Source organism: Streptomyces niphimycinicus (genome assembly GCF_018883605.1).
GTDB classification, from domain to species: Bacteria; Actinomycetota; Actinomycetes; order Streptomycetales; family Streptomycetaceae; genus Streptomyces; species Streptomyces niphimycinicus.
In genome coordinates this window covers 1-18508 of sequence record NZ_JAHLEM010000466.1, presented here as the reverse complement: position 1 = coordinate 18508, position 18508 = coordinate 1, and the positions used below count along the sequence as shown (strand labels likewise).

At 71.9% G+C, this 18508-nt stretch carries 17 protein-coding genes; 7 read left to right on the top strand and 10 right to left on the bottom strand.

Going from position 1 to position 18508, the window contains the following annotated elements; all coding sequences use genetic code 11:
- Positions 1–1080, top strand: a 1080-nt coding sequence (locus KN815_RS33000; protein WP_507229916.1) for an NsdA family TPR-like regulatory protein, incomplete at its 5' end; no start/stop codon positions are given.
- 43 nt (positions 1081–1123) lie between these two features.
- Here KN815_RS33000 and KN815_RS32995 read toward each other — a convergent pair.
- Entirely contained in the window at positions 1124–1885 is a 762-nt protein-coding gene (locus tag KN815_RS32995) for an ArsR/SmtB family transcription factor (RefSeq protein WP_216345525.1), read from the bottom strand.
- A 208-nt stretch (positions 1886–2093) separates the two neighbouring features.
- Between KN815_RS32995 and KN815_RS32990 the strand changes: the two genes are divergently transcribed.
- Entirely contained in the window at positions 2094–3548 is a 1455-nt protein-coding gene (locus tag KN815_RS32990) for an MFS transporter (RefSeq protein WP_216345524.1), read from the top strand.
- 33 nt (positions 3549–3581) lie between these two features.
- Here the strand turns inward: KN815_RS32990 and KN815_RS32985 are convergent, their stop codons facing one another.
- Together KN815_RS32985 and KN815_RS32980 are read right to left on the bottom strand one after the other, a co-directional pair.
- Positions 3582–4925 (bottom strand): NAD(P)/FAD-dependent oxidoreductase, encoded by a 1344-nt coding sequence (locus KN815_RS32985; protein WP_216345523.1) that lies wholly within the window; start codon positions 4923–4925, stop codon positions 3582–3584.
- Positions 4926–5185: 260 nt separating this feature from the next.
- Positions 5186–6076: a TIGR01777 family oxidoreductase gene (locus tag KN815_RS32980; protein ID WP_216345522.1), complete on the bottom strand. Its 891-nt coding sequence runs from the start codon at positions 6074–6076 to the stop codon at positions 5186–5188.
- Between the two features lie 67 nt (positions 6077–6143).
- Between KN815_RS32980 and KN815_RS32975 the strand changes: the two genes are divergently transcribed.
- A complete protein-coding gene (locus tag KN815_RS32975; RefSeq protein ID WP_253209389.1) occupies positions 6144–6764 on the top strand; it encodes a GNAT family N-acetyltransferase in 621 nt (206 codons plus the stop codon).
- 54 nt (positions 6765–6818) lie between these two features.
- Here KN815_RS32975 and KN815_RS32970 read toward each other — a convergent pair whose 3' ends face one another.
- Positions 6819–7337 carry a DUF4240 domain-containing protein gene (locus KN815_RS32970; RefSeq protein ID WP_216345528.1) on the bottom strand — a complete coding sequence of 173 codons (519 nt, stop codon included), beginning with the start codon at positions 7335–7337 and terminating at the stop codon, positions 6819–6821.
- 209 nt (positions 7338–7546) lie between these two features.
- On the opposite strand from KN815_RS32970, the gene KN815_RS32965 reads away from it, so the two are divergent.
- A complete protein-coding gene (locus tag KN815_RS32965) occupies positions 7547–8473 on the top strand; it encodes an SDR family oxidoreductase (protein WP_216345521.1) in 927 nt (308 codons plus the stop codon).
- A gap of 139 nt (positions 8474–8612) precedes the next feature.
- Here the strand turns inward: KN815_RS32965 and KN815_RS32960 are convergent, their stop codons facing one another.
- Complete coding sequence (locus KN815_RS32960) at positions 8613–9200, bottom strand: TetR/AcrR family transcriptional regulator (protein WP_216345520.1); 588 nt, start codon at positions 9198–9200, stop codon at positions 8613–8615.
- A 99-nt stretch (positions 9201–9299) separates the two neighbouring features.
- Between KN815_RS32960 and KN815_RS32955 the strand changes: the two genes are divergently transcribed.
- Both KN815_RS32955 and KN815_RS32950 read left to right on the top strand, forming a co-directional pair.
- On the top strand, positions 9300–9587 hold the full coding sequence (locus KN815_RS32955; protein WP_216345519.1) for an antibiotic biosynthesis monooxygenase: 288 nt from the start codon (positions 9300–9302) through the stop codon (positions 9585–9587).
- An 18-nt stretch (positions 9588–9605) separates the two neighbouring features.
- Complete coding sequence (locus KN815_RS32950; RefSeq protein WP_216345518.1) at positions 9606–10019, top strand: hypothetical protein; 414 nt, start codon at positions 9606–9608, stop codon at positions 10017–10019.
- Between the two features lie 113 nt (positions 10020–10132).
- Here the strand turns inward: KN815_RS32950 and KN815_RS32945 are convergent, their stop codons facing one another.
- Complete coding sequence (locus KN815_RS32945) at positions 10133–11098, bottom strand: helix-turn-helix transcriptional regulator (protein WP_216345517.1); 966 nt, start codon at positions 11096–11098, stop codon at positions 10133–10135.
- A 104-nt stretch (positions 11099–11202) separates the two neighbouring features.
- Positions 11203–12384 carry a helix-turn-helix domain-containing protein gene (locus KN815_RS32940; RefSeq protein ID WP_216345516.1) on the bottom strand — a complete coding sequence of 394 codons (1182 nt, stop codon included), beginning with the start codon at positions 12382–12384 and terminating at the stop codon, positions 11203–11205.
- A gap of 361 nt (positions 12385–12745) precedes the next feature.
- Between KN815_RS32940 and KN815_RS32935 the strand changes: the two genes are divergently transcribed.
- Positions 12746–13942 (top strand): methyltransferase domain-containing protein, encoded by a 1197-nt coding sequence (locus tag KN815_RS32935; RefSeq protein WP_253209388.1) that lies wholly within the window; start codon positions 12746–12748, stop codon positions 13940–13942.
- A gap of 66 nt (positions 13943–14008) precedes the next feature.
- On the opposite strand, the gene aceE is transcribed toward KN815_RS32935, so the two are convergent.
- From aceE to sucB, 3 genes are all read right to left on the bottom strand, one after another.
- Positions 14009–16684, bottom strand: coding sequence for a pyruvate dehydrogenase (acetyl-transferring), homodimeric type (aceE, locus tag KN815_RS32930; protein WP_216345515.1), 2676 nt, complete (start codon positions 16682–16684; stop codon positions 14009–14011).
- Between the two features lie 92 nt (positions 16685–16776).
- The gene (locus tag KN815_RS32925; protein ID WP_216345514.1) at positions 16777–17400 is read right to left on the bottom strand and encodes a GntR family transcriptional regulator; all 624 of its coding nucleotides are present in this window, start codon (positions 17398–17400) and stop codon (positions 16777–16779) included.
- A gap of 125 nt (positions 17401–17525) precedes the next feature.
- Positions 17526–18508 (bottom strand): 2-oxoglutarate dehydrogenase, E2 component, dihydrolipoamide succinyltransferase (gene sucB / locus KN815_RS32920; protein ID WP_253209387.1); only part of this gene is annotated, 983 nt, incomplete at its 5' end.

The following is an 18508-nucleotide window of genomic DNA, read 5'->3' as shown; positions in this document are numbered from 1 at the left end:
GGGGTGGCACCGGGGCGTGCGGCCATCCAGGGCGCGCAGGGCGCGCACGGCGCCTATGGCGGCCATGGCGCTCACGGTGCCCATGGCGCTCACGGTCCCCACGGCGCTCACGGTGCCCAGGGGCGGGCGCCGTTGCCCCGTCAGCGTCGGCACGACCGCGACCGGCGCACCCCGGGCTACCGGGTGACCTCGGGCGACATCGCGGCCCTGCGCTCGGTCGGTGAGCTGTTCGCGGCGCTGGACCAGACGTACGGCGGCGGCCACGCCCGCCAGGCCCTGGTGCGCTATCTCGAGCACGAGGGCGAGCCGATGCTGCGCGGTTCGTACAACGAGGCGACCGGGCGGCGGCTGTTCGGCGCGGTCGCCGATCTGACCCGGCTGGCCGGCTGGACCTCGTTCGACATCGCCGCCCACGGTCTGGCACAGCGCTACTTCGTCCAGGCGCTACGGCTGGCACAGGCGGCCGGGGACCGTACGTACGGCAGCTATGTGCTGGTGACGATGAGCCGCCAGGCCGTCTATCTCGGCCATGGGCGGGAGGCCGTGCAGTTGGCCCGGGTGGCCCAGCAGGGGGTTGGCGGCGGCGCCCCGCCGGTGCTCCAGTCGCTGCTGCACGCGATCGAGGCGCGCGGCCATGGCGTCCTGGGCGAGGTGCGCGCGTGCACCGCCTCGCTCGCCCGCGCCGAGCGGGCGCTGGAGACGGCCCGGCCGGGTGACGAGGTGCCGTACTGGGCGCGGCTCTTCGACGAGGCGCAGTTGGCCGACGAGTTCGGCCACTGCCACCGCGATCTACAGCAGTACCGGGCCGCCGCCCAGCACGCGGAGCGCTCCCTGCAACTGCACGGCGCCGGTTTCGCGCGCAGCCGCCTGTTCTGCCGGGTGGTGCTGGCGAGCGCACGACTGGGCCTGGGCGAGCTGGAACAGGCGTGCCAGCTCGCGGCGGAGGCGGCACAGCAGGCTTCGGAGATGCGGTCGGTGCGGGCGGTGGAGTACGTACGGGACTTCGAGCGCCGCCTGGAGCCCTACCGGGACGCGGCCCCGGCCCGGGGCTACCGGGAGCGGGTGGCGGCGCTGGGGTAGGGGCGGGTGGGCGTATGGGGCGGGGGCGGGACGACGGGCGCGGTCAGGCGTCCACGACGACGCCGAAGGCGCGCTCCAGGCCGGTGCGGCCCGCGTCGGTCAGGTGGATCACGCGGCGGCGGCTGCCACGGCGGATCCAGTCGAGCGCGAACAGCCGGTCCGTCAGGGCGGCCCCCAGCGCTCCGGCCAGGTGGTGGCGCTGCTCGGTCCAGTCCACGCAGTAGCGGATCAGCGGGCGGCGCGCGGGGAGCCCGTCCGCGTCCACGCCGAACGCCGCCAGCTCCGCGCGCCCCGGGTCCGTCAGCCGGTACGTGGTGTCGTTGCCCGGGGCGGACAGCCGGTCGCTCTCCGCCGCCTCGGGGTGGAAGCGTCCGTCGCCGCCCTCCAGGACCCCGCGTTCGAGCAGCGCCGCCATCAGGGCCACTCCGAGGGCGCCCGCGACATGGTCGTAGCAGGTACGCGCCCGGCGCAGGGCGAGTGCGTGGCTGCTCTGGCGCAGCGAGGTGACCGGCAGCGGCGGGGCGATCCGGGCCAGCGCCTCGAGGGCCTCGCCGACGGCGGGGCCGGTCAGCCGGTAGTAGCGGTGCCGCCCGTGCGGCTCGACCCGAACCACCCCGGCCTCCAGCAACTTGGCCAGATGCCCGCTCACCGTGGAGGCGCTGACCCCGGCCTCGGTGGCCAGCACGCTCGCGGGCAGAGCGCGGCCCTCCAGTAGCGCTTGCAGGACGCGGGCACGAGACGGATCGGCGATCGCGGCGGCCGCGCGGGCGATGTCGGCGTCACGGGCGTCCGTGGTGGTGGCCATGCGTCCAGCGTAGGCCGGGGTCACTTCGGCAGCGGCCGAAGCGTGCACGGGGCGGCCTGCGCGAACCTTCGCCGATTTGGCCCGCAGCACGCGCCTTGGGGTGTGTGCTGCGGCGGGGCGTCCGATGCGGCCGTGGCCCCGTTCCGCGCGCGCCTCGGCGCGCCACGTTTCGGTCTGGGGCGAAGGGATTCGGGGCCAGGGTGGAGGCATGAGGACGTACCGCTCCACGCATCGGATCTCGGAACCCTCGGCTCCGCCCGTGGCGGCCGCCGTGCGGCGGGTGCCGTTGGTTGCCATCTGCCTCGGGTACTTCCTGGTCATCCTCGACGTCACCGTCGTCAATGTGGCCGTGCCCCGCATCGGTGCCGGGCTGGCGGCCGGGCAGGGGGCGCTTCAGTTGATCGTGGACGGGTACACGCTGGTCTTCGCCGGGCTGCTGCTGTTCTGCGGCGGGCTGGGGGACCGGCTGGGCCATCGGCGGGTGTTTCTCGCCGGGCTCGGGCTGTTCACGGTGGCCTCCGCCGGGTGCGCGCTCGCGCCGACCGCCGCCGTTCTGGTCGATGCGCGGCTGGCGCAGGGGGCCGGGGCCGCGACCATGGTGCCCGCCTCGCTCGCGCTGCTCGGGGCGCTGCACCCCGAACCGGTCGCGCGGGCCAGGGCGTTCGGGGTGTGGGGCGGTATCGCGGGGGTCGCCGCGGCGGCCGGTCCGGTGCTCGGCGGGGTGCTGGTGTGGGGCATGGGCTGGCGGACCGTGTTCCTCGTCAACGTCCCGCTGGGCGTGCTCGCCGTCTGGCTCACCATTCGTCATGTGCCCGCCGCGTGCCCGCGCCCACGCCCGCGCGGGGAGCGTCCGCCGCTGGACCTCGCCGCCCAGCTCACCGGCGTCGTCGCGGTGGCCGCCCTCACGGCCGGGCTGAACGAGGCGGGAGGGCGCGGCTGGACCGATCCGCTGGTGCTCGGCACCCTGGCGGCCGCGCCGCTCGCGGGGGCGCTGTTCCTGTGGCTGGAGCGGCGCGCGGCGGCGCCCGCGCTGCCGCCGCGGCTGCTGAGCGGTTTCCGGTTCCCGGCCGCCCTGGCCGTGGGGGTGCTGCTCAACCTCGGCTTTTACGGGCTGCTCTTCCTCACCACCCTCTACTTCCAGCGCCATCGGGGCTGGGACCCGCTCTCCACCGGTCTGGCGCTGCTGCCGATGGGCGCGCTGGTGGCGGTCGCCTCGCCGCTGTCCGGGCGGGTCGCGGCGCGCGTCGGCACCCATGTCCCGGCCGTGGCGGGGCTGTTGACCGGGGCGGTGGGGCTGCTCGGCTGGGCGGCCGTGGGGCCGCATACGCCGTATGCGCTGCTGGTCGTGCCGCTGTTGCTGGCCGGGTTCGGCACCTCGTTCACCATGCCGTCGGCGACGATCGCGGCGATGGAGGCCGCGCCGCACGAGGTGCGCGGCGCGGCGTCGGGCGCGTTCAACGCGGCGCGGCAGTTGGGGAGCGCCATCGGCGTGGCGCTGTTCGGAACCCTCGCCGCGGCGTCCGCGAGCTCCGCCTTCTACGCCGGGATGCGGCTGTCCGCCGTGATCGCGGCCGGATGCTTCCTCGGGGGCGCGGCGCTCGCGGCGGTCTCGGGGCCCGCTACCCGCGCGGCGCGCAACTCATCCGCCTCCAAGGCGTCTTGACGCGTCAATGGCCGCACAGGAGCGGGCCGCTGCTCAAGCCGCCGCCGGGTAGGACCTTGTGCCCGTGTTGCGGGCGTTGGTGTCGGAGCCGGCGTCCGGTGGGGCGCCGAAGTCGCTGAGGACCGCTCGGGCGGCTCGGCGGCCGGATGCCATGGCGCCCTGGACCGTGCTGGAGTCGCGGTGGTCGCCGCAGACGTACAGCCCCGACAGCAGCCGCACCGGGCGGCGTGGGTCGTGGGGGGCGGGCATGGCCGGGACCGCGTGCGGGTCGTGGTGTGTGGCCAGCAGCTCCCAGGCCGCGGTCGATGTGCCGTACACCGCCGCCAGTTGGGCCCTGACGGCTCGGTCGAGTTCGGCGGCGGGCAGTGCGGCGGAGGCGCCCAGCACCGTGGAGGTGATCAGCACCCGGCCGGGCGGAGTGCGCGAGGGGTCGACCTCGCTGGCCACCATGGTGTGGGCGACCGGGCCCCGGCCGCCCGCGGCGAGTATCAGCGCGGGCTCCCGCAGTGGCGGCCGGTCGGCGGTGTGGTGCGTCACGGTCACCGGGTGGAACGCCGGTACCCGCAGCCCGGGCAGGAGTTCGGCCGCGTCGTGCGCCCCGGTGGCCACCAGCACCGCACGGCAGCCGATCTCGCCGTGTTCGGCGGTGGCGACGGCGGTGGTGGAGGCCGATATGGCCCGGACGCCCGTACGGACCGTCCCCGGCGGCAGCGCGGCCGCGAGCAGCTCGGGGACGGTGGACGCGCCGCCCGCCGGAAGGCAGAGGCGGCCGCGTGCGTAGCCGCGCAGCGCGAGGTCGGCGCAGCGGCTGGAGGTGGTGAGGTCCGGGTCGCTCAGCAGTGAGACGAGCAGCGGACGCAGCACCCCCTCGACCGTACGAGCAGGTAGGCCCCGCCCCCCCAGGGTCTCGGAGACCGGCCGGTCGGGGCGGGCGAGCAGGCGGTCCGCGGGCAGGGCGGCGAGCCTGCCGAGCGCGGCACCGAGTCGGGCCTGGTCGAGCCCGCTGCCGAGCGGCGCGCGGGCGGCGTTGGCGAGGGCGCGTGCCGTGGTGAATGCGCCCCTCATGCTCCGGGGGGTGTCCACCCGGTGCGTACGCCCCTCGTTGTGGACCAGCACCCCCTGGGCGAAGGGGCGCAGGGCGAGGGCGCCGAGCCCCGGAGTGCGCCGCAACTCCGGGAAGGAGGTGTTCATCAGGTGACCGGTACGGTCCAGCCGGAAGCCGTCGACGGTGTCGGTCGTCATCCGTCCGCCCACGCGGGGCGCGGCCTCGAGCACCGTGACCGCCACTCCCGCGTCGGTCAGCCGATGAGCCGCGGCCAGCCCCGCGAGCCCGGCGCCGACGATGACGACGTCCGTGCGGTGCGCGCGCTTGAGCACGTGTCCTCCCCGAAGTCGGTGCGTCCGTCACGGGGGCTGCTGCCCCGGTCGGCGGCCCGGATACGTGGGTCCCGCGTGACGGCTCGCGAGACGGTCTTGACAGTACGGACAAAAACGGTCGATGCCAGACGCGCATCGACCGGGCACGGGCGCACACCGGTCGCACACGTCATCGAGCGATCTGCGACCGGGGGAGCGCGAGGGGCGTCAACGGGGCGCCAAGCGGACGCCGAGCGGGCGCCGACGGGGCGCCAACTCTCCTACCGCAGCGCCGCCTTGATGGCCTCGTCCACATGCGGGTGGGTGAAGGTGAAGCCGGAGTCCAGGAGGCGGCGGGGGATGGCCCGGACGCTGCCGAGGACATCGCCGGACATCTCGCCCAGGGCGATCCGGAGCGCCGGGGCGGGGACCGTGAAGAGCGTGGGACGGCGCAGCACACGGCCCATGGCCGCCGTGATCTCACGGTTGGTGGCCGGCGCCGGTGCGGTGAGGTTGACCGGGCCGGTGAGCTCGGGCGTGTCGAGGATATGGCGCAGCGCGGCGATATGGTCCCGCAGCGCGATAAAGCTCCAGTACTGCCGGCCGCTGCCCATCCGCCCGCCGAGGCCCAGCTTGAACAACGGGAAGAGCCGCCCCCACGCCCCGCCCTCGGAGGAGATCACCAGCCCGGTCCGGGTGAAGACCGTACGGACGCCCGCCTCCTGCGCCGCGGCCGTCGCCTCCTCCCAGTCCTGGCAGAGATCCGGAAGAAATCCGTGACCGGGGGGCGCACTCTCATCGACCGCGCGCTCCCCGGTGTCACCGTAGAACCCGACCGCGCTTCCGCTCACCAGCACCCGCGGCGGAGTGTCCAGCGAGGCGATCGCCTCGGCGAGGGCGGCGGTGCCCAGCACCCGGCTGTCCCGGATCTCCTTCTTGTACGCGTCGGTCCAGCGCCGATCGCCCACGCCCGCGCCCGCGAGATGGACCACGGCCGCACAGCCCATCAGCCCCTTCGTGTCCACCCACTCCCGCCGTGGGTCCCACTCCACCTCGTCCTCCGCACGCGGCGGACGCCGCACCAGGCGCACCACCTGGTGGCCGTCCTCGCGCAGCGAGCGGACGAGTGCCGTGCCGATGAGCCCTGAGGAGCCGGTGACCGCGATACGCATGGCCCCATCCTGCCCTCGATCACGGGAGGGATGTCGGACAACAGGCGGGCGTGGCACAGTGACTCGCATGTCCCAGCCCTCCGACCCGCCCCAGCCCTCCGACCCGTCCCAGCCCTCCGGCCCGCCTCAGCCTTCCGGCCCGTCCCAGCCTTCCGGCCCGCCCCAGCCGTCTGGCCTGCACCGCGCGTCCCGGCAGCCCGAGCTGATCATCCGCCCCGCCGTGCTCGACGACGAGACGGCGCTGGCCGAGCTGGACCGCCGCACCTGGTCGGTGCTGCATTCCGTACAGCCGCGGCCGCAGCCGCCGTACGACCCCTTCTTCACCCAGCACAACCGCGTCGAGCACATCCTCGTGGCCGAGTTCGGCGGATGCCCGGTCGGCTATATACGGCTCGTGCCGTCGACCCCGCTGGCCTGCAACACGCATGTCCGCCAGATCCAGGGGCTCGCGGTGGATGAGCGGACGCGGGGGAAGGGCGTGGCGCGGGCGCTGCTCGGCGCCGCGTGCGAGGAGGCACGGCGGCAGGGCGCGACCCGCATCACGCTGCGGGTGCTGGGCCACAACACCCCGGCACGGCGGCTGTACGCGTCGGAGGGGTTCGCGGTGGAGGGCGTGCTGCCGGGGGAGTTCCTGCTGGCGGGGGAGTACGTGGACGATGTGCTGATGGGCCGCTCGCTGGACCGCTGAGGCGCGGACGGGGCGCGGCCGAGGCGCGGACGGGGCGCGGACGAGCGTCCGTGGTCAGCCCCTGAAGCGCTCCCACAGCCGCGGATACCGCTCCGCCAGCACCGCCTCGCTCTCGAAGTCGAGGGGTTCCCCGATCGGTTCCCGGGGCGCGGGGGCGAGCCCCAGGTCGGGCAGGGGCGCCCCGGTCAGCCGCTCGTACGCCTCGTCCGCCGCGTACCCCAGGTCCTCGCAGTCGCCGTCCACCTGCTCATCGAAGTCCTCGAGCAGGTCGGCGAGCGCGTCCGGATCGTGCAGCGCGCCCTCGAAGATCTCCCGGCCCTGGCCGATCAGCCAGAAGCGGAACGCCTCGAAGGCATCGTCGCTGACCCCGCCGAGCAGCACCCAGGCGGCGCCCCACACATCCCAGCGGTATGCCCGGTTGGAGCGGGCCTCGAAGTGCCGGGCGAAGTCCAGCACCGCGTCGGGGTCGAGTTGTGAGAGCTGATCGACGAGCAGGTCGGACTGGTCCTCGGGGTCGCCGTCCGCGACCTCCCGGGCGCTGTCGACCAGCCCCCAGAACTCCGTTTCGTCCATCATCACGGGACCTCGTCCATCATCACGGGATCAGGATCGGCCCTCCCGCGCACCCCCGCACGCGGAACGCGCCGGATGCGACCGCTTCGTAATACCAGACAGCGGGTGTCGGATTTCCCTGCCAGGGTCGACCTGGGCCGACCGGGATCGTCTCGGGCTGACGCGGGTCGACCCAGGTCACCCACACGGCATTCCCACCGAGAGGACGTATGGACGTGAGCACACAGGGCGCACTGGCGGGCAGGGTCGCGCTCGTCGCGGGGGCGACGCGCGGCGCGGGCCGGGCGATGGCCGTCGAACTGGGGGCGGCCGGGGCCACCGTCTACGCGACGGGGCGCACCACTCGGGAGCGGGTCAGCGAGGTGGGGCGGGTCACGGAGACCATCGAGGAGACGGCGGAGCTGATCACGGCCGCGGGCGGCACGGGCATCGCGGTGCCGACCGACCATCTGGAGCCCGGGCAGGTCCGGGCGCTGGTGGAGCGGATCGACCGGGAGCAGGGCCGGCTGGATGTCCTGGTCAACGACGTATGGGGCGGTGAGGCGCTGATCGAGTTCGGCAAGAAGACCTGGGAGACCGATCTCGCGGGCGGGCTGCGGATGCTCCGGCTCGGCGTCGAGACCCACCTCATCACCAGCTACTACGCGCTGCCGCTGCTGATCCGGCACCCGGGCGGGCTGGTGGTCGAGGTGACCGACGGCAATGAGGAGTTCAACCAGACCTACCGCGAGAACCTCTTCTTCGACCTCGCCAAGAACGCCCCGATCCGGACGGCCTTCGGGCTCGCGGAGGAGCTGAAGGAGTTCGACGGCACGGCGGTGAGCATCTCGCCGGGCTTTCTGCGCTCCGAGCAGATGCTGGACCACTTCGGGGTGACGGAGGAGAACTGGCGCGACGCGGTGGCGAAGGAGCCGCACTTCGCCATCGCCGAGTCGCCGTACTTCGTCGGACGGGCGGTCGCCGCGCTCGCCGCCGACCCGGACCGGGCGCGCTGGAGCGGGAAGTCCGTCTTCAGCGGCGATCTGGCCAAGGTCTACGGCTTCACCGACCGGGACGGCTCCCGGCCCGATGTCCTCGGCTACTTCCGGGACGTGGTCTTCGGCGGCAAGGCGGGCACGGCCGCGGACTACCGGTAGGGCACGGCGTCTTACCGGCGGAGCTCTGCCGGCCCGGGCAGAGCTCCGCCGGCCATCGGCAGCGGCCTTGGTACCGGTGAGCTCGGGTAGTCAACTGTCGCCGGTTTCCTGGGGAGCCCGGCCGGCTGGTGACCGTGTCTCAGGGGCCTGAGGAGGGGCCGTCCGCCGGGTCGTCATGCGGGAGGCCGAGGATGAGGTCGGCGGCGCGGGCGTGGACGTCGACGCGGGTGCGGCCAGGGTGCTCGGCGGCCAGGAAGTGGTGGCCGATGGCCAGGCAGAAGGCGAGCAGGCTGCGGGCCTCGACCTCGTCGGGGTCGGAGCAGAACGTGCCGATCATCTCCCGCGCCAGTTGCATCCGCTGGTTGTCGACCCGGCGCAGGCGTTCGGCGACTCCCCTGTCGCGCCGGGCCCAGTCGCGCATCGCCAGCTCGATGAGCAGGCGGTCGTCGGAGAAGGTCAGCCGCCCGGCCAGCCGGATCCGGTCCCTGGCGTCGCCGCCGACGTGCTCGACCCGCTGCAACACCGCGTCGATACTTTCGTGCTCCCAGGTGTCGAGCATGTTCTCCAGCAGTGCGTTGCGGTCGGCGAAATAGCCGTAGAAGCCGCCCTTGGTCACCCCCAGCGCCTTGGCCAGTGCTTCGACCCGCACGGCGTCCACACCGCCTGCGGCCAGCGCCCGCAATCCCTCCTGGATCCACTTCTCCCGCGGTGTGCGCAATGCGCCCATCTGTGGCCCACCTCACCCCTGCCATCGACTATACGGAGCCGTATAACGGGTCTAACCTCGTCTTATACGGCAGCGTATAAAACGAGAGGGGACACCGTCATGTCATTCGGTTTCGTCGCCTTCCACTACCCGGCCCCCGAGCACGTCGAGGAGTTCGTCGGCCAGTGCCACCAGGTCGCCGAGGCGACGCGGACGCAGCCGGGCTTCCTGTCCGTCGGGGTCTGGGCCACCCCGGACGGCGCGGCCGTCGTCACCACCGGCGCGTTCGAGTCCGAGGAGACTTTCCGGGCGGCGGCCGACGTCGCCGGCGCGTTGGGCGCGACGCCCGACGGCTTGAGCGATCTTGAGGTCAGGCCCCGCGAGGTCCACTTCCTTCTGTCGCGGTAGGAAGGGCGGGAGACTCAAATGATCAAATGGGCTGGCTGGCTCATGGTGTTCTTCGGGGCGGCGCACACGATCGGCGCCCTGACGGTGAAGGGCGCCGCGGACCACGCGGGGGAGTGGTTCAGCGGGGCGTTATGGGACGACGACCTCGCCGCGATGAGCCCGGCGAACAGCGCGTACTGGCTGAGTCTGGCCAGCTTCGGCGTGCCGCTCACCGTGGTCGGCCTGATGGTGCTGTGGCTGGACCGCCGCGGCATCGTGCCGCCGACGTTCATCGCGTGGATGCTGGGGATCTGGATCATGGTCGGCGCTGTGGTCCTCGTATTCACGCCCTGGCCGATCCTCCTGCTCGCGAACGTCCTGCTGCTGGTCGGAACCCGACGCGCGGCCCGTACGGCACCCCTGCGCCCCACGCCGACGACGCGGACTCCGTAAGGGCTCGCTGGTCCTCCGGCACGGCTGCGGTCCGGTCGTGAGGCCGGGTGCCCGAAGACGTACCCGCCCGGAACGGCCAACCTACTCGGCGGCAACCCGCATCGGCTCCGCCGTCACTCGTAGAGCTGCGCCATGCCGCGCGCCGCATCCGTGAAGAGCGCGCGCAGCTCCGGCGGCTCCAGCACCTCCGCCTCCGGGCCGAGCCCGAGCAACTGGGCGAGGGCGACCTCGTACGACTCGATGGGCAGGGTGACGGTGAGCCGCCCCTGCCCGTCGGGCTCCCCGGCCTCGCGTATGGCCTCCTCGGCCGCCGCCCGGTCCGTGACATGCGGCAGCCCCCGGGCACCGGCCGGGGTCAGCCGTACGACGGCCTTCTCCCGCAGGATCGAGCGGGCGAACTGATCGGCCCGCTCCCCCCAGAAGCCGGGCAGGTCGAAGTCCTCGTCCCGGGTGAAGTGGGTGCCGTCCGGCTCCACGGCCGTGAAGCGGTCCACCCGGTACACCCGGAAGCCGCCCTCCGCGCGGGCCGCGAGATACCAGACGCCCGCCTTGAGGACGAGCCCGTACGGTTCGAGCTCCCGCCGGACCTCCGCGTCCCGGCGCCGGTAGCGCACGGTGATCCGCAGATCGTCCCAGACCGCGTCGGCGATCCTCGGCAGCAGCTCCGGCGTCTCCGGCTCCCGCCACCAGCCCGGAGCGTCGAGATGGAACCGCTGGGCCACCGTGTGGGAGGCGTCCCGCAGCTCGGGGAGCAGCGCGGCGGACACCTTCAGCCGGGCGGCGGAGGCGGCGTCCGCGAGCCCCATCTCGCGCAGCGCGGAGGGGACGCCGGACAGGAACAGCGCCTCGGCCTCGGTCCGCCCGAGGCCGGTCAGCCGGGTGCGGTAGCCGCCGATGAGCCGGTAGCCCCCGGCCCGGCCCCGGTCCGCGTAGACCGGGATCCCCGCCTCGGAGAGCGCGGCGGCGTCCCGGGTCACGGTGCGCTCCGAGACCTCCAGCTCCCGCGCCAGCTCGGCCCCCGTGATCGAGGGCCGGGCCTGGAGCAGAAGCACCATCTTGATGAGCCGGGCAGCACGCACCGCCCCATGATGCCGTGTCCTCCGGGGAGCGGTCCCCGCTCCGGCAGGGCCGCACCGAGGTCGGCCGCACCGCGCCCTGGCGGGCCGGCCGGGACAGCAGTGGTTCAGAGCTCAATCCCTGCCAACTTCGAGAGTTTCAACAACTTTGTGTTGCTCCTCCGGTGCAGTGACGACACCACCCGGAACACTTCCCGGCCCATCGGATGGATACGGGCCATCTGTGGTGCCGCATCCCAGGCGATGCCCAGGTTCTCCAGCGCCCCGTCACGGTCCCCAAGGTCAAGCTGAGCCCTGGCGTAGTTGATGTGCGTCGGGGCTACCCGTGTCGGAGGCAGACCCGCGAGGGCGGCAGGCAGGTCGTCGGTCATCCTGAGCGCGTCCCGGAGCCCACCAAGATCCACGCGGGTGGCGAGTTCGTGCGTGAACGTGTTCTGAGGTCCCACCGTCAGACCATGCACATCTATGTCACGGCCAATGCTGATGTCGGCGTTGTGAGCAGAGTCGATATGGCGCTGAGCTTCCCGTTTCGCTTCCCGCTTATCCGCCAGCCGACCAGCAAGGGTCATCCCTCGGAGGTTCAGGATGGATACCGCGATATCGCGATCAGTTCCGCTGAGCGATGCCTGTGCCTTGGCAATCGCCCGATCCACAAGTGTCAGCCCACGCTCGACATCACCGAAGTTGAGATAGGTGCCGGCCCTGTCCCGGGCCGCGACGGCTTCCCCGAGGGGATTGGGCTTCTGCTCCACAGCCCACCTCTGCCGAGCCACGGCCAGCTCTGCCAGGTCCATCCAGCGATGCCGCGCGGCGAGCCAATACACGGAGCTGTAGACCTCTGCGAGCGCCATCCAGGCTTCTGCGGTGTTGGCCGCGTGTGCGTGTGTCGTGGCGTCCCGCAGAAGGCTCGGGAGTAACTGCTTGAGCCCGACCACGTCTACGGCGTCCCGGTACCTTCCAACGGCCTCCAGAGCCGCGCCGATACGAGGTTCCTCGACAGGCTGCCTGTCCGGCAGGTCGTAGTCCCTGATGGCGGCCCGGAGGGAGGAGAGACGCGCTCGATCCTCCTGAGCGACTGGGGCACGGCCAAGTACCTCGTCCATGGTCACGCCGAAGGCGCGAGCCAGGGCAGCGGCGACGGCAGGTGTCAGCGCCCGGTCCCCCACCTCGATCTTGGACAGGAGCGACACAGAGACGGTGGCCTTGCGAGCCGTGTGGCTCTGACTCCAGCCCCGCTCCTTGCGGAGCACGGCGACATTGGCGCCGGGGGCAAGCTCTGTGGTGCTCATGGGCTCAACCTTTCTCGCGGATACAGGTCCTGTCAGCCATAGTCACAAGTGGACGAATGCTCACACCGTCCCAGTGCAAACGATGTGCAAGTTCCCGCACTGGGGTGGATGTTGACTGGATGTACGACAACCTGAAGCCGACGAAGCCGTGTGTCCGCGGGGCAGCGCTGACAGCACGGTGGAGATCGGGACTCTCGGGAGGGGAACCGATGAGCATCCAATTGGGCATTTTATTCGGACAAGGCGGCCGGCACGGAAAGGACGATGACGGAGGCGACGGGCACCCCGGGCGGCCGTGGACGCCCACCGACGAGCCCCACCCGGACGGTTCGACGCCTCCCGGCGATGGGACGCACCGGAAGTGACAAGCGCGGCTGAGCAGGCGGGGCGGGCCACTGGTGAGGAGCTGGGTCGCCTCCTGCTCGACACGGGAGCCATGTCGGCCGACTGGGCCGCCGCCTATGAGGCCGTGCCACGCTCCCGCTTCCTGCCTGCCCTGATATGGCCGCATGACATGGCCACCGGCCGATACTCCACGGTCAGCGAGGAGCAGGATCCGGAAGCGTGGCAGCTATACGCCGACTCCGACGATCCCATCGTCACGCAATGGGACGACGGCGCGCACGAGGGCCCCGAGCCGGGCAAGTCCTTCAGTTCCTCGTCGTCCATGCCGAGCCTGGTGTTCTCCATGCTGGCCGACCTGGATGTGAAGCCGGGACAGCGGGTGTTGGAGATCGGTACCGGTACGGGATGGAACGCGGCTTTGCTGGCCTATCGTCTGGGCGCCGAGAACGTCGTCACCGTGGAAGTGGACGGCGCCGTCGCCTCGGATGCTCGGGATTCCCTGGACCGTTTCGGGATGCCCGTGGAGGTGGTGCACGGGGATGGACTCCTCGGGCACGTCGCACGGGCTCCGTACGATCGCGTCATCGCCACGTGCGGGTTGCGGAAGATCCCGTTCGCCTGGGTGGAGCAGTCGAAGCCAGGTGGGGTGCTTCTCGTTCCCTGGGGGACGTACTACTGGCCGGGCGAAGCGACCGCCCGACTCGTGGTCGCCCGGCACGGACGCAGCGCGTCAGGACCGTTCACCCGGCCCGTGGCGTTCATGCGGCTGCGCTCTCAACGGTTCTTGTGGCCCCGGCACGACGAATACGTACCGCCAGGGGCACTGGACGCTGCGGACACGTCCACCACGACGCTCAGTGAGGCGGAAATCTGCGGCACCGGGAGTTTCGACGCTGTCGGTTTCGCCCTGGGGCTGCGTGTGCCCGATGTTGCCCACAACCCCGACCGCAAGCGGGATGGCCGGCGCGCCGTGTGGTTCTACGGAACTCGCGGCAGCTCGGACAGGTCCTGGGCGGTCGTCGTCTTCCGTGATGACCGCAAGGAGGCCAAGGTCTACCAGTCCGGCCCTCGCCGACTGTGGTGCGAGGTGGAGAGTGCTTACCACTGGTGGGTAAGCCATGGCGAACCGGATCATTCCCGGTTCGGTCTCACGGTCACGGCCGAAGAGACACACGCCTGGCTGGACGACTCCGCGAACTCCTGGCCGCTGTGAAACGACTGGCCCCGCTCATACGCCGCCATGGCGCATGGGCGGGGCTCTCACATGCCGCGGTGCGCCTCAGATGCCGTACCGCTCCGCGGCCTCCTTGGGCGCGGTGGCCCGTACCGCGCCCTGCCGGGCCAGCCGGGACAGGGCGGCCACCACGATGGCCGGGGCGTCCACGCCGAAGTGGCGGCGGGCGGCCTCGCGGGTGTCGGAGAGGCCGAAGCCGTCGGTGCCCAGCGAGTACCAGTCCTGCTCGACCCACTGGCTGATCTGGTCGGGGACGGCCCGCATCCAGTCGCTGACGGCGAGGACCGGGCCCGGTGCGCCTGCCAGGGCACGGGTGACGTACGGGACCCGGTCTTCGCCACTGAGCTGCGCCGCGTCACAGGACAGGGCGTCACGGCGCAGCTCGCTCCAGGAGGTGGCGGACCACACGTCGGCGGCCACGCCCCAGTCGTCGGCGAGGAGTTTCTGGGCCTCCAGCACCCAGTGGATGGCGGTGCCGGAGGCGAGGAGCTGGATGCGGGGGGAGTCCGCGGCCGGGGCCGTGGCCTCCTGGTAGCGGTACAGGCCCTTGAGGATGCCCTCCTCGACGCCTTCGCCCGCAGGCATCGGCGGCTGGACCTTGGTCTCGTTGTAGACGGTCAGGTAGTAGAAGACGTCCTCGGCCTCGGGGCCGTACATCCGCCGCAGCCCGTCCCGCACGATCACGCCGATCTCGTACGCGAAGGCCGGGTCGTAGGCGAGCGCCGCCGGGTTGGTGGAGGCGATCAGCGGGGAGTGGCCGTCGGCGTGCTGGAGGCCCTCGCCGGTCATCGTCGTACGGCCGGCGGTGGCGCCGATGAGGAAGCCGCGGCCGAGCTGGTCGGCGAGCGCCCACATCTGGTCGGCGGTGCGCTGCCAGCCGAACATCGAGTAGAAGATGTAGAAGGGGATCATGGGCTCGCCATGGGTCGCGTACGACGTCGCGGCGGCGGTGAAGTCGGCCATCGAACCGGCCTCGGTGATCCCCTCGTTGAGGATCTGACCGTTCTGCGCTTCCTTGTAGTACAGGAGCTGATCGCGGTCGACCGGGTCGTAGGTCTGGCCGAGCGGGGAGTAGATCCCGGCGGTGGGGAAGAGCGACTCCATGCCGAAGGTCCGCGCCTCGTCCGGCACGATCGGCACCCAGCGCCGCCCGGTCTCCTTGTCCCGCATCAGGTCCTTGACCAGCCGGACGAAGGCCATGGTGGTGGCGATCTCCTGGCTGCCGGAGCCCTTGGCGAGCGTCTCGAACGGCTTCGCGGACGGCTCGGGCAGGGCCACCGCGTGGACCTTGCGGGCCGGGGCGGGGCCGCCGAGGGCGGCGCGGCGCTCCTGGAGGTAGCGGACCTCTGGGGAGTCGGGGCCGGGGTGGACGTAGGGGACGAGGCCGTCGTCCAGCTTGCTGTCCGGGATGGGGAGTTCGAGGAGGTCCCGCATGGCGCGGAACTCCTTGCCGGTCAGCTTCTTCATCTGGTGGTTGGCGTTGCGCGACTCGAAGCCGGGGCCCAGCGTCCAGCCCTTGACGGTCTGGGCGAGCACCACGGTCGGGGCGCCCTTGTGCGTCATGGCCGCGCGGTAGGCCGCGTACACCTTGCGCGGCTCATGGCCCGCGCGGGAGATGTGGAAGCACTCGGTGAGCTTGGCGTCCGTGAGCCGCTGGGCCAGCCGGGCCAGCTCCGGCTCGGCGCCGAAGAAGTGCTCGCGGATGTAGGCCGCGTCGCGGGTCGCGTACGTCTGGAACTGGCCGTCCGGGACCTCGCGCAGCCGGCGGACCAGCGCACCCGAGGTGTCCAGCGCGAACAGCTCGTCCCAGGCGGAGCCCCACAGCGACTTGACCACGTTCCAGCCCGCCGCGCGGAACTGGGCCTCCAGCTCCTGCACGATCTTGAAGTTGGCGCGCACCGGGCCGTCGAGCCGCTGGAGATTGCAGTTGATGACGAAGGTGAGGTTGTCCAGGCCCTCGCGCCCGGCCAGCGCCAGCGCGGCCGTCGACTCCGGCTCGTCCATCTCGCCGTCGCCGAGGAAGGCCCAGACATGGGAGTCGGCGGTGTCCTTGATGCCGCGCGCGGCCAGATAGCGGTTGAAGCGCGCCTGGTAGATCGCGGAGATCGGGCCGAGACCCATCGAGACGGTGGGGAACTCCCACAGCCACGGCATCCGCCGCGGATGCGGATAGGACGGCAGACCCGCACCGCCCGCCTCGCGGCGGAAGTGGTCCAGGTGGTGCTCGGTCAGCCGCCCGTCGAGGAAGGCGCGGGCGTAGATACCGGGGGAGGCGTGGCCCTGGATGTAGAGCTGGTCGCCACTGCCGTCCGCTTCCTTGCCGCGGAAGAAGTGCTGGAAGCCCGTCTCGTAGAGCCAGGCGGCGGAGGCGAAGGTGGCGATGTGGCCGCCGAGGCCGTCCCGGCTGCCGCGGGTGACCATCGCCGCCGCGTTCCACCGGTTCCAGGCGGTGATGCGGCTCTCCATGGCCTCGTCGCCCGGGAACGCGGGCTCGGCGGCGGTCGGGATGGTGTTGACGTAGTCCGACTCGAGCAGGGGCGGCAGGGCGAGCCCGGTGCTCTCGGCGCGCTCCAGGGTGCGGCGCATGAGATACGAGGCGCGGTGGGACCCGGCCGCCTGTGCGACGGCGTCCAGGGAGGCGCCCCATTCGGCGGTCTCCTCGGGGTCACGGTCGGGAAGCTGGTCGAGCGCACTCGGCCGCGTGCGTGCGAGATCGGTCATGAAACCGACTCTAAGTCTGATCGATGATCGATCAAAGGTCTCCCAAGGAAAAAGTGCTCCGTAAGGCGAAATTGGCATTCCGTGCCGCGAAACTAGGCACGCGGTGCACAGCCGAGGACATGTTCCTTGACCAGTTCGCCGACCCTCGGATCCCGGCGCTTGAAGGCGTCCACCACCGCCTGGTGCTCCTCGGCGTACGACTCCTGGACGGTGCCCAGCCAGCGGATCGACAGCGTCGTCCAGATCTCGATGCCCAGCGACTCCCAGGTGTGCAGCAGCACGCTGTTCCCGGACGCCCGCACCAGCTCACGGTGGAACGCCACGGTGTGCCGGACCTGCGCCTCCGCGTCGGCCTTACGGTCCGCCTCGTGCAGCCCCCGCACCTCGGGCTCCAGGGCGGAGGTGTCCTCGGCCAGCACGGGCGCGGCCAGCTCCGCCGCGATCTGCTCCAGCCCGGCCCGTACCGGATAGATCTCCTCCAGGTCGGAGGCGGTCAGATTCCGCACCCGGACGCCCTTGTTGGGGGCCGACTCGATCAGCCGCAGCGACTCCAGCTCCCGCAGCGCCTCCCGTACGGGCGTCTGGCTGACCTCCAGCTCCGTGGCGATCCTGCGCTCCACGATCCGCTCGCCCGGCTTCCAGCGGCCGCTGACGATGCCCTCCACGATGTGCTCGCGGATCTGCTCGCGGAGCGAGTGGACGACGGGCGGGGCCATGGGGAGCTCCTTAGAACCAGCGGTGAACAGTAGCCATTATCCCGGTACTGCGGTAACGAAAACCGCGCCCCGCACGGAAAGCCCGTGCGGGGCGCGGCAATGCCTCGGAGGATTCCTCGGAAGGCTCAGAGACCGAGGTCCACCTCGAACTCACCGGTCTCCAGGATCTCCTTGACGGCCGTCAGGTAGCGGGCCGCGTCGGCACCGTCCACCAGGCGGTGGTCGTAGGAGAGCGCCACATACGTCATGTTGCGCACCGCGATGGTCTCGCCCAGCTCCGGGTGGTCGATGACCACCGGGCGCTTGACGGTCGCGCCGATGCCCAGGATGGCGACCTGGTTCGGGGGCACGATGATCGTGTCGAACAGCGCACCGCGCGAGCCGGTGTTGCTGATCGTGAAGGTGGCGCCGGACACCTCGTCCGGGGTGATCTTGCTGGAGCGGACCTTGCCCGCCAGCTCCGCCGTCTTCTTGGCGATACCGGCGATGTTCAGGTCGCCCGCGTTCTTGATGACCGGGGTCATCAGGCCCTTCTCGGCGTCCACCGCGATGCCGACGTTCTCCACGTCGAAGTACGTGATGGTGCCGTCGTCGTTGATCCGGGCGTTGACGGCCGGGTGGGCCTTCAGCGCCTGGACGGCGGCCTTCACGAAGAACGGCATCGGCGAGAGCTTGACGCCCTCGCGCTGCGCGAACGCCTCCTTGGCCTGCGCGCGCAGCCGCATGACCTTGGTGACATCCACCTCGATCACGCTGGTGAGCTGCGCCTGCTCGTGCAGGGCCTTCATCATGTTGTCGCCGATGACCTTGCGCATCCGCGGCATCTTGACGGTCTGGCCACGCAGCGGGGACACCGCCTGCGGGGCGGCCTTCGGCGCGGCGGCGGCCGGGGCGGCCTGGGCCTGGGCGGCGGCCTTGGCGGCCTCGGCGGCGGCGATGACGTCCTGCTTGCGGATTCGGCCGCCGACGCCGGTGCCCTTGACGGTGGACAGGTCCACGTTGTTCTCGGCCGCCAGCTTGCGCACCAGCGGGGTGACGTAGGCGCCCTCGGTCTCGGGGGCCGCGGGAGCGGGGATGGCCGGGGCCGGGGCTGCCGCGGCCGGAGCCG

Bases quoted from the DNA above. Each gene is read 5' to 3' on its own strand.
- KN815_RS32995 (WP_216345525.1), bottom strand. From the start codon at position 1,885: ATGGCCACCACCACGGACGCCCGTGACGCCGACATCGCCCGCGCGGCC.
- KN815_RS32990 (WP_216345524.1), top strand. From the start codon at position 2,094: ATGAGGACGTACCGCTCCACGCATCGGATCTCGGAACCCTCGGCTCCG.
- KN815_RS32980 (WP_216345522.1), bottom strand. From the start codon at position 6,076: ATGCGTATCGCGGTCACCGGCTCCTCAGGGCTCATCGGCACGGCACTC.
- KN815_RS32975 (WP_253209389.1), top strand. From the start codon at position 6,144: ATGTCCCAGCCCTCCGACCCGCCCCAGCCCTCCGACCCGTCCCAGCCC.
- KN815_RS32970 (WP_216345528.1), bottom strand. From the start codon at position 7,337: ATGGACGAAACGGAGTTCTGGGGGCTGGTCGACAGCGCCCGGGAGGTC.
- KN815_RS32965 (WP_216345521.1), top strand. From the start codon at position 7,547: ATGGACGTGAGCACACAGGGCGCACTGGCGGGCAGGGTCGCGCTCGTC.
- KN815_RS32960 (WP_216345520.1), bottom strand. From the start codon at position 9,200: ATGGGCGCATTGCGCACACCGCGGGAGAAGTGGATCCAGGAGGGATTG.
- KN815_RS32955 (WP_216345519.1), top strand. From the start codon at position 9,300: ATGTCATTCGGTTTCGTCGCCTTCCACTACCCGGCCCCCGAGCACGTC.
- KN815_RS32950 (WP_216345518.1), top strand. From the start codon at position 9,606: ATGATCAAATGGGCTGGCTGGCTCATGGTGTTCTTCGGGGCGGCGCAC.
- KN815_RS32940 (WP_216345516.1), bottom strand. From the start codon at position 12,384: ATGAGCACCACAGAGCTTGCCCCCGGCGCCAATGTCGCCGTGCTCCGC.
- aceE (WP_216345515.1), bottom strand. From the start codon at position 16,684: ATGACCGATCTCGCACGCACGCGGCCGAGTGCGCTCGACCAGCTTCCC.
- KN815_RS32925 (WP_216345514.1), bottom strand. From the start codon at position 17,400: ATGGCCCCGCCCGTCGTCCACTCGCTCCGCGAGCAGATCCGCGAGCAC.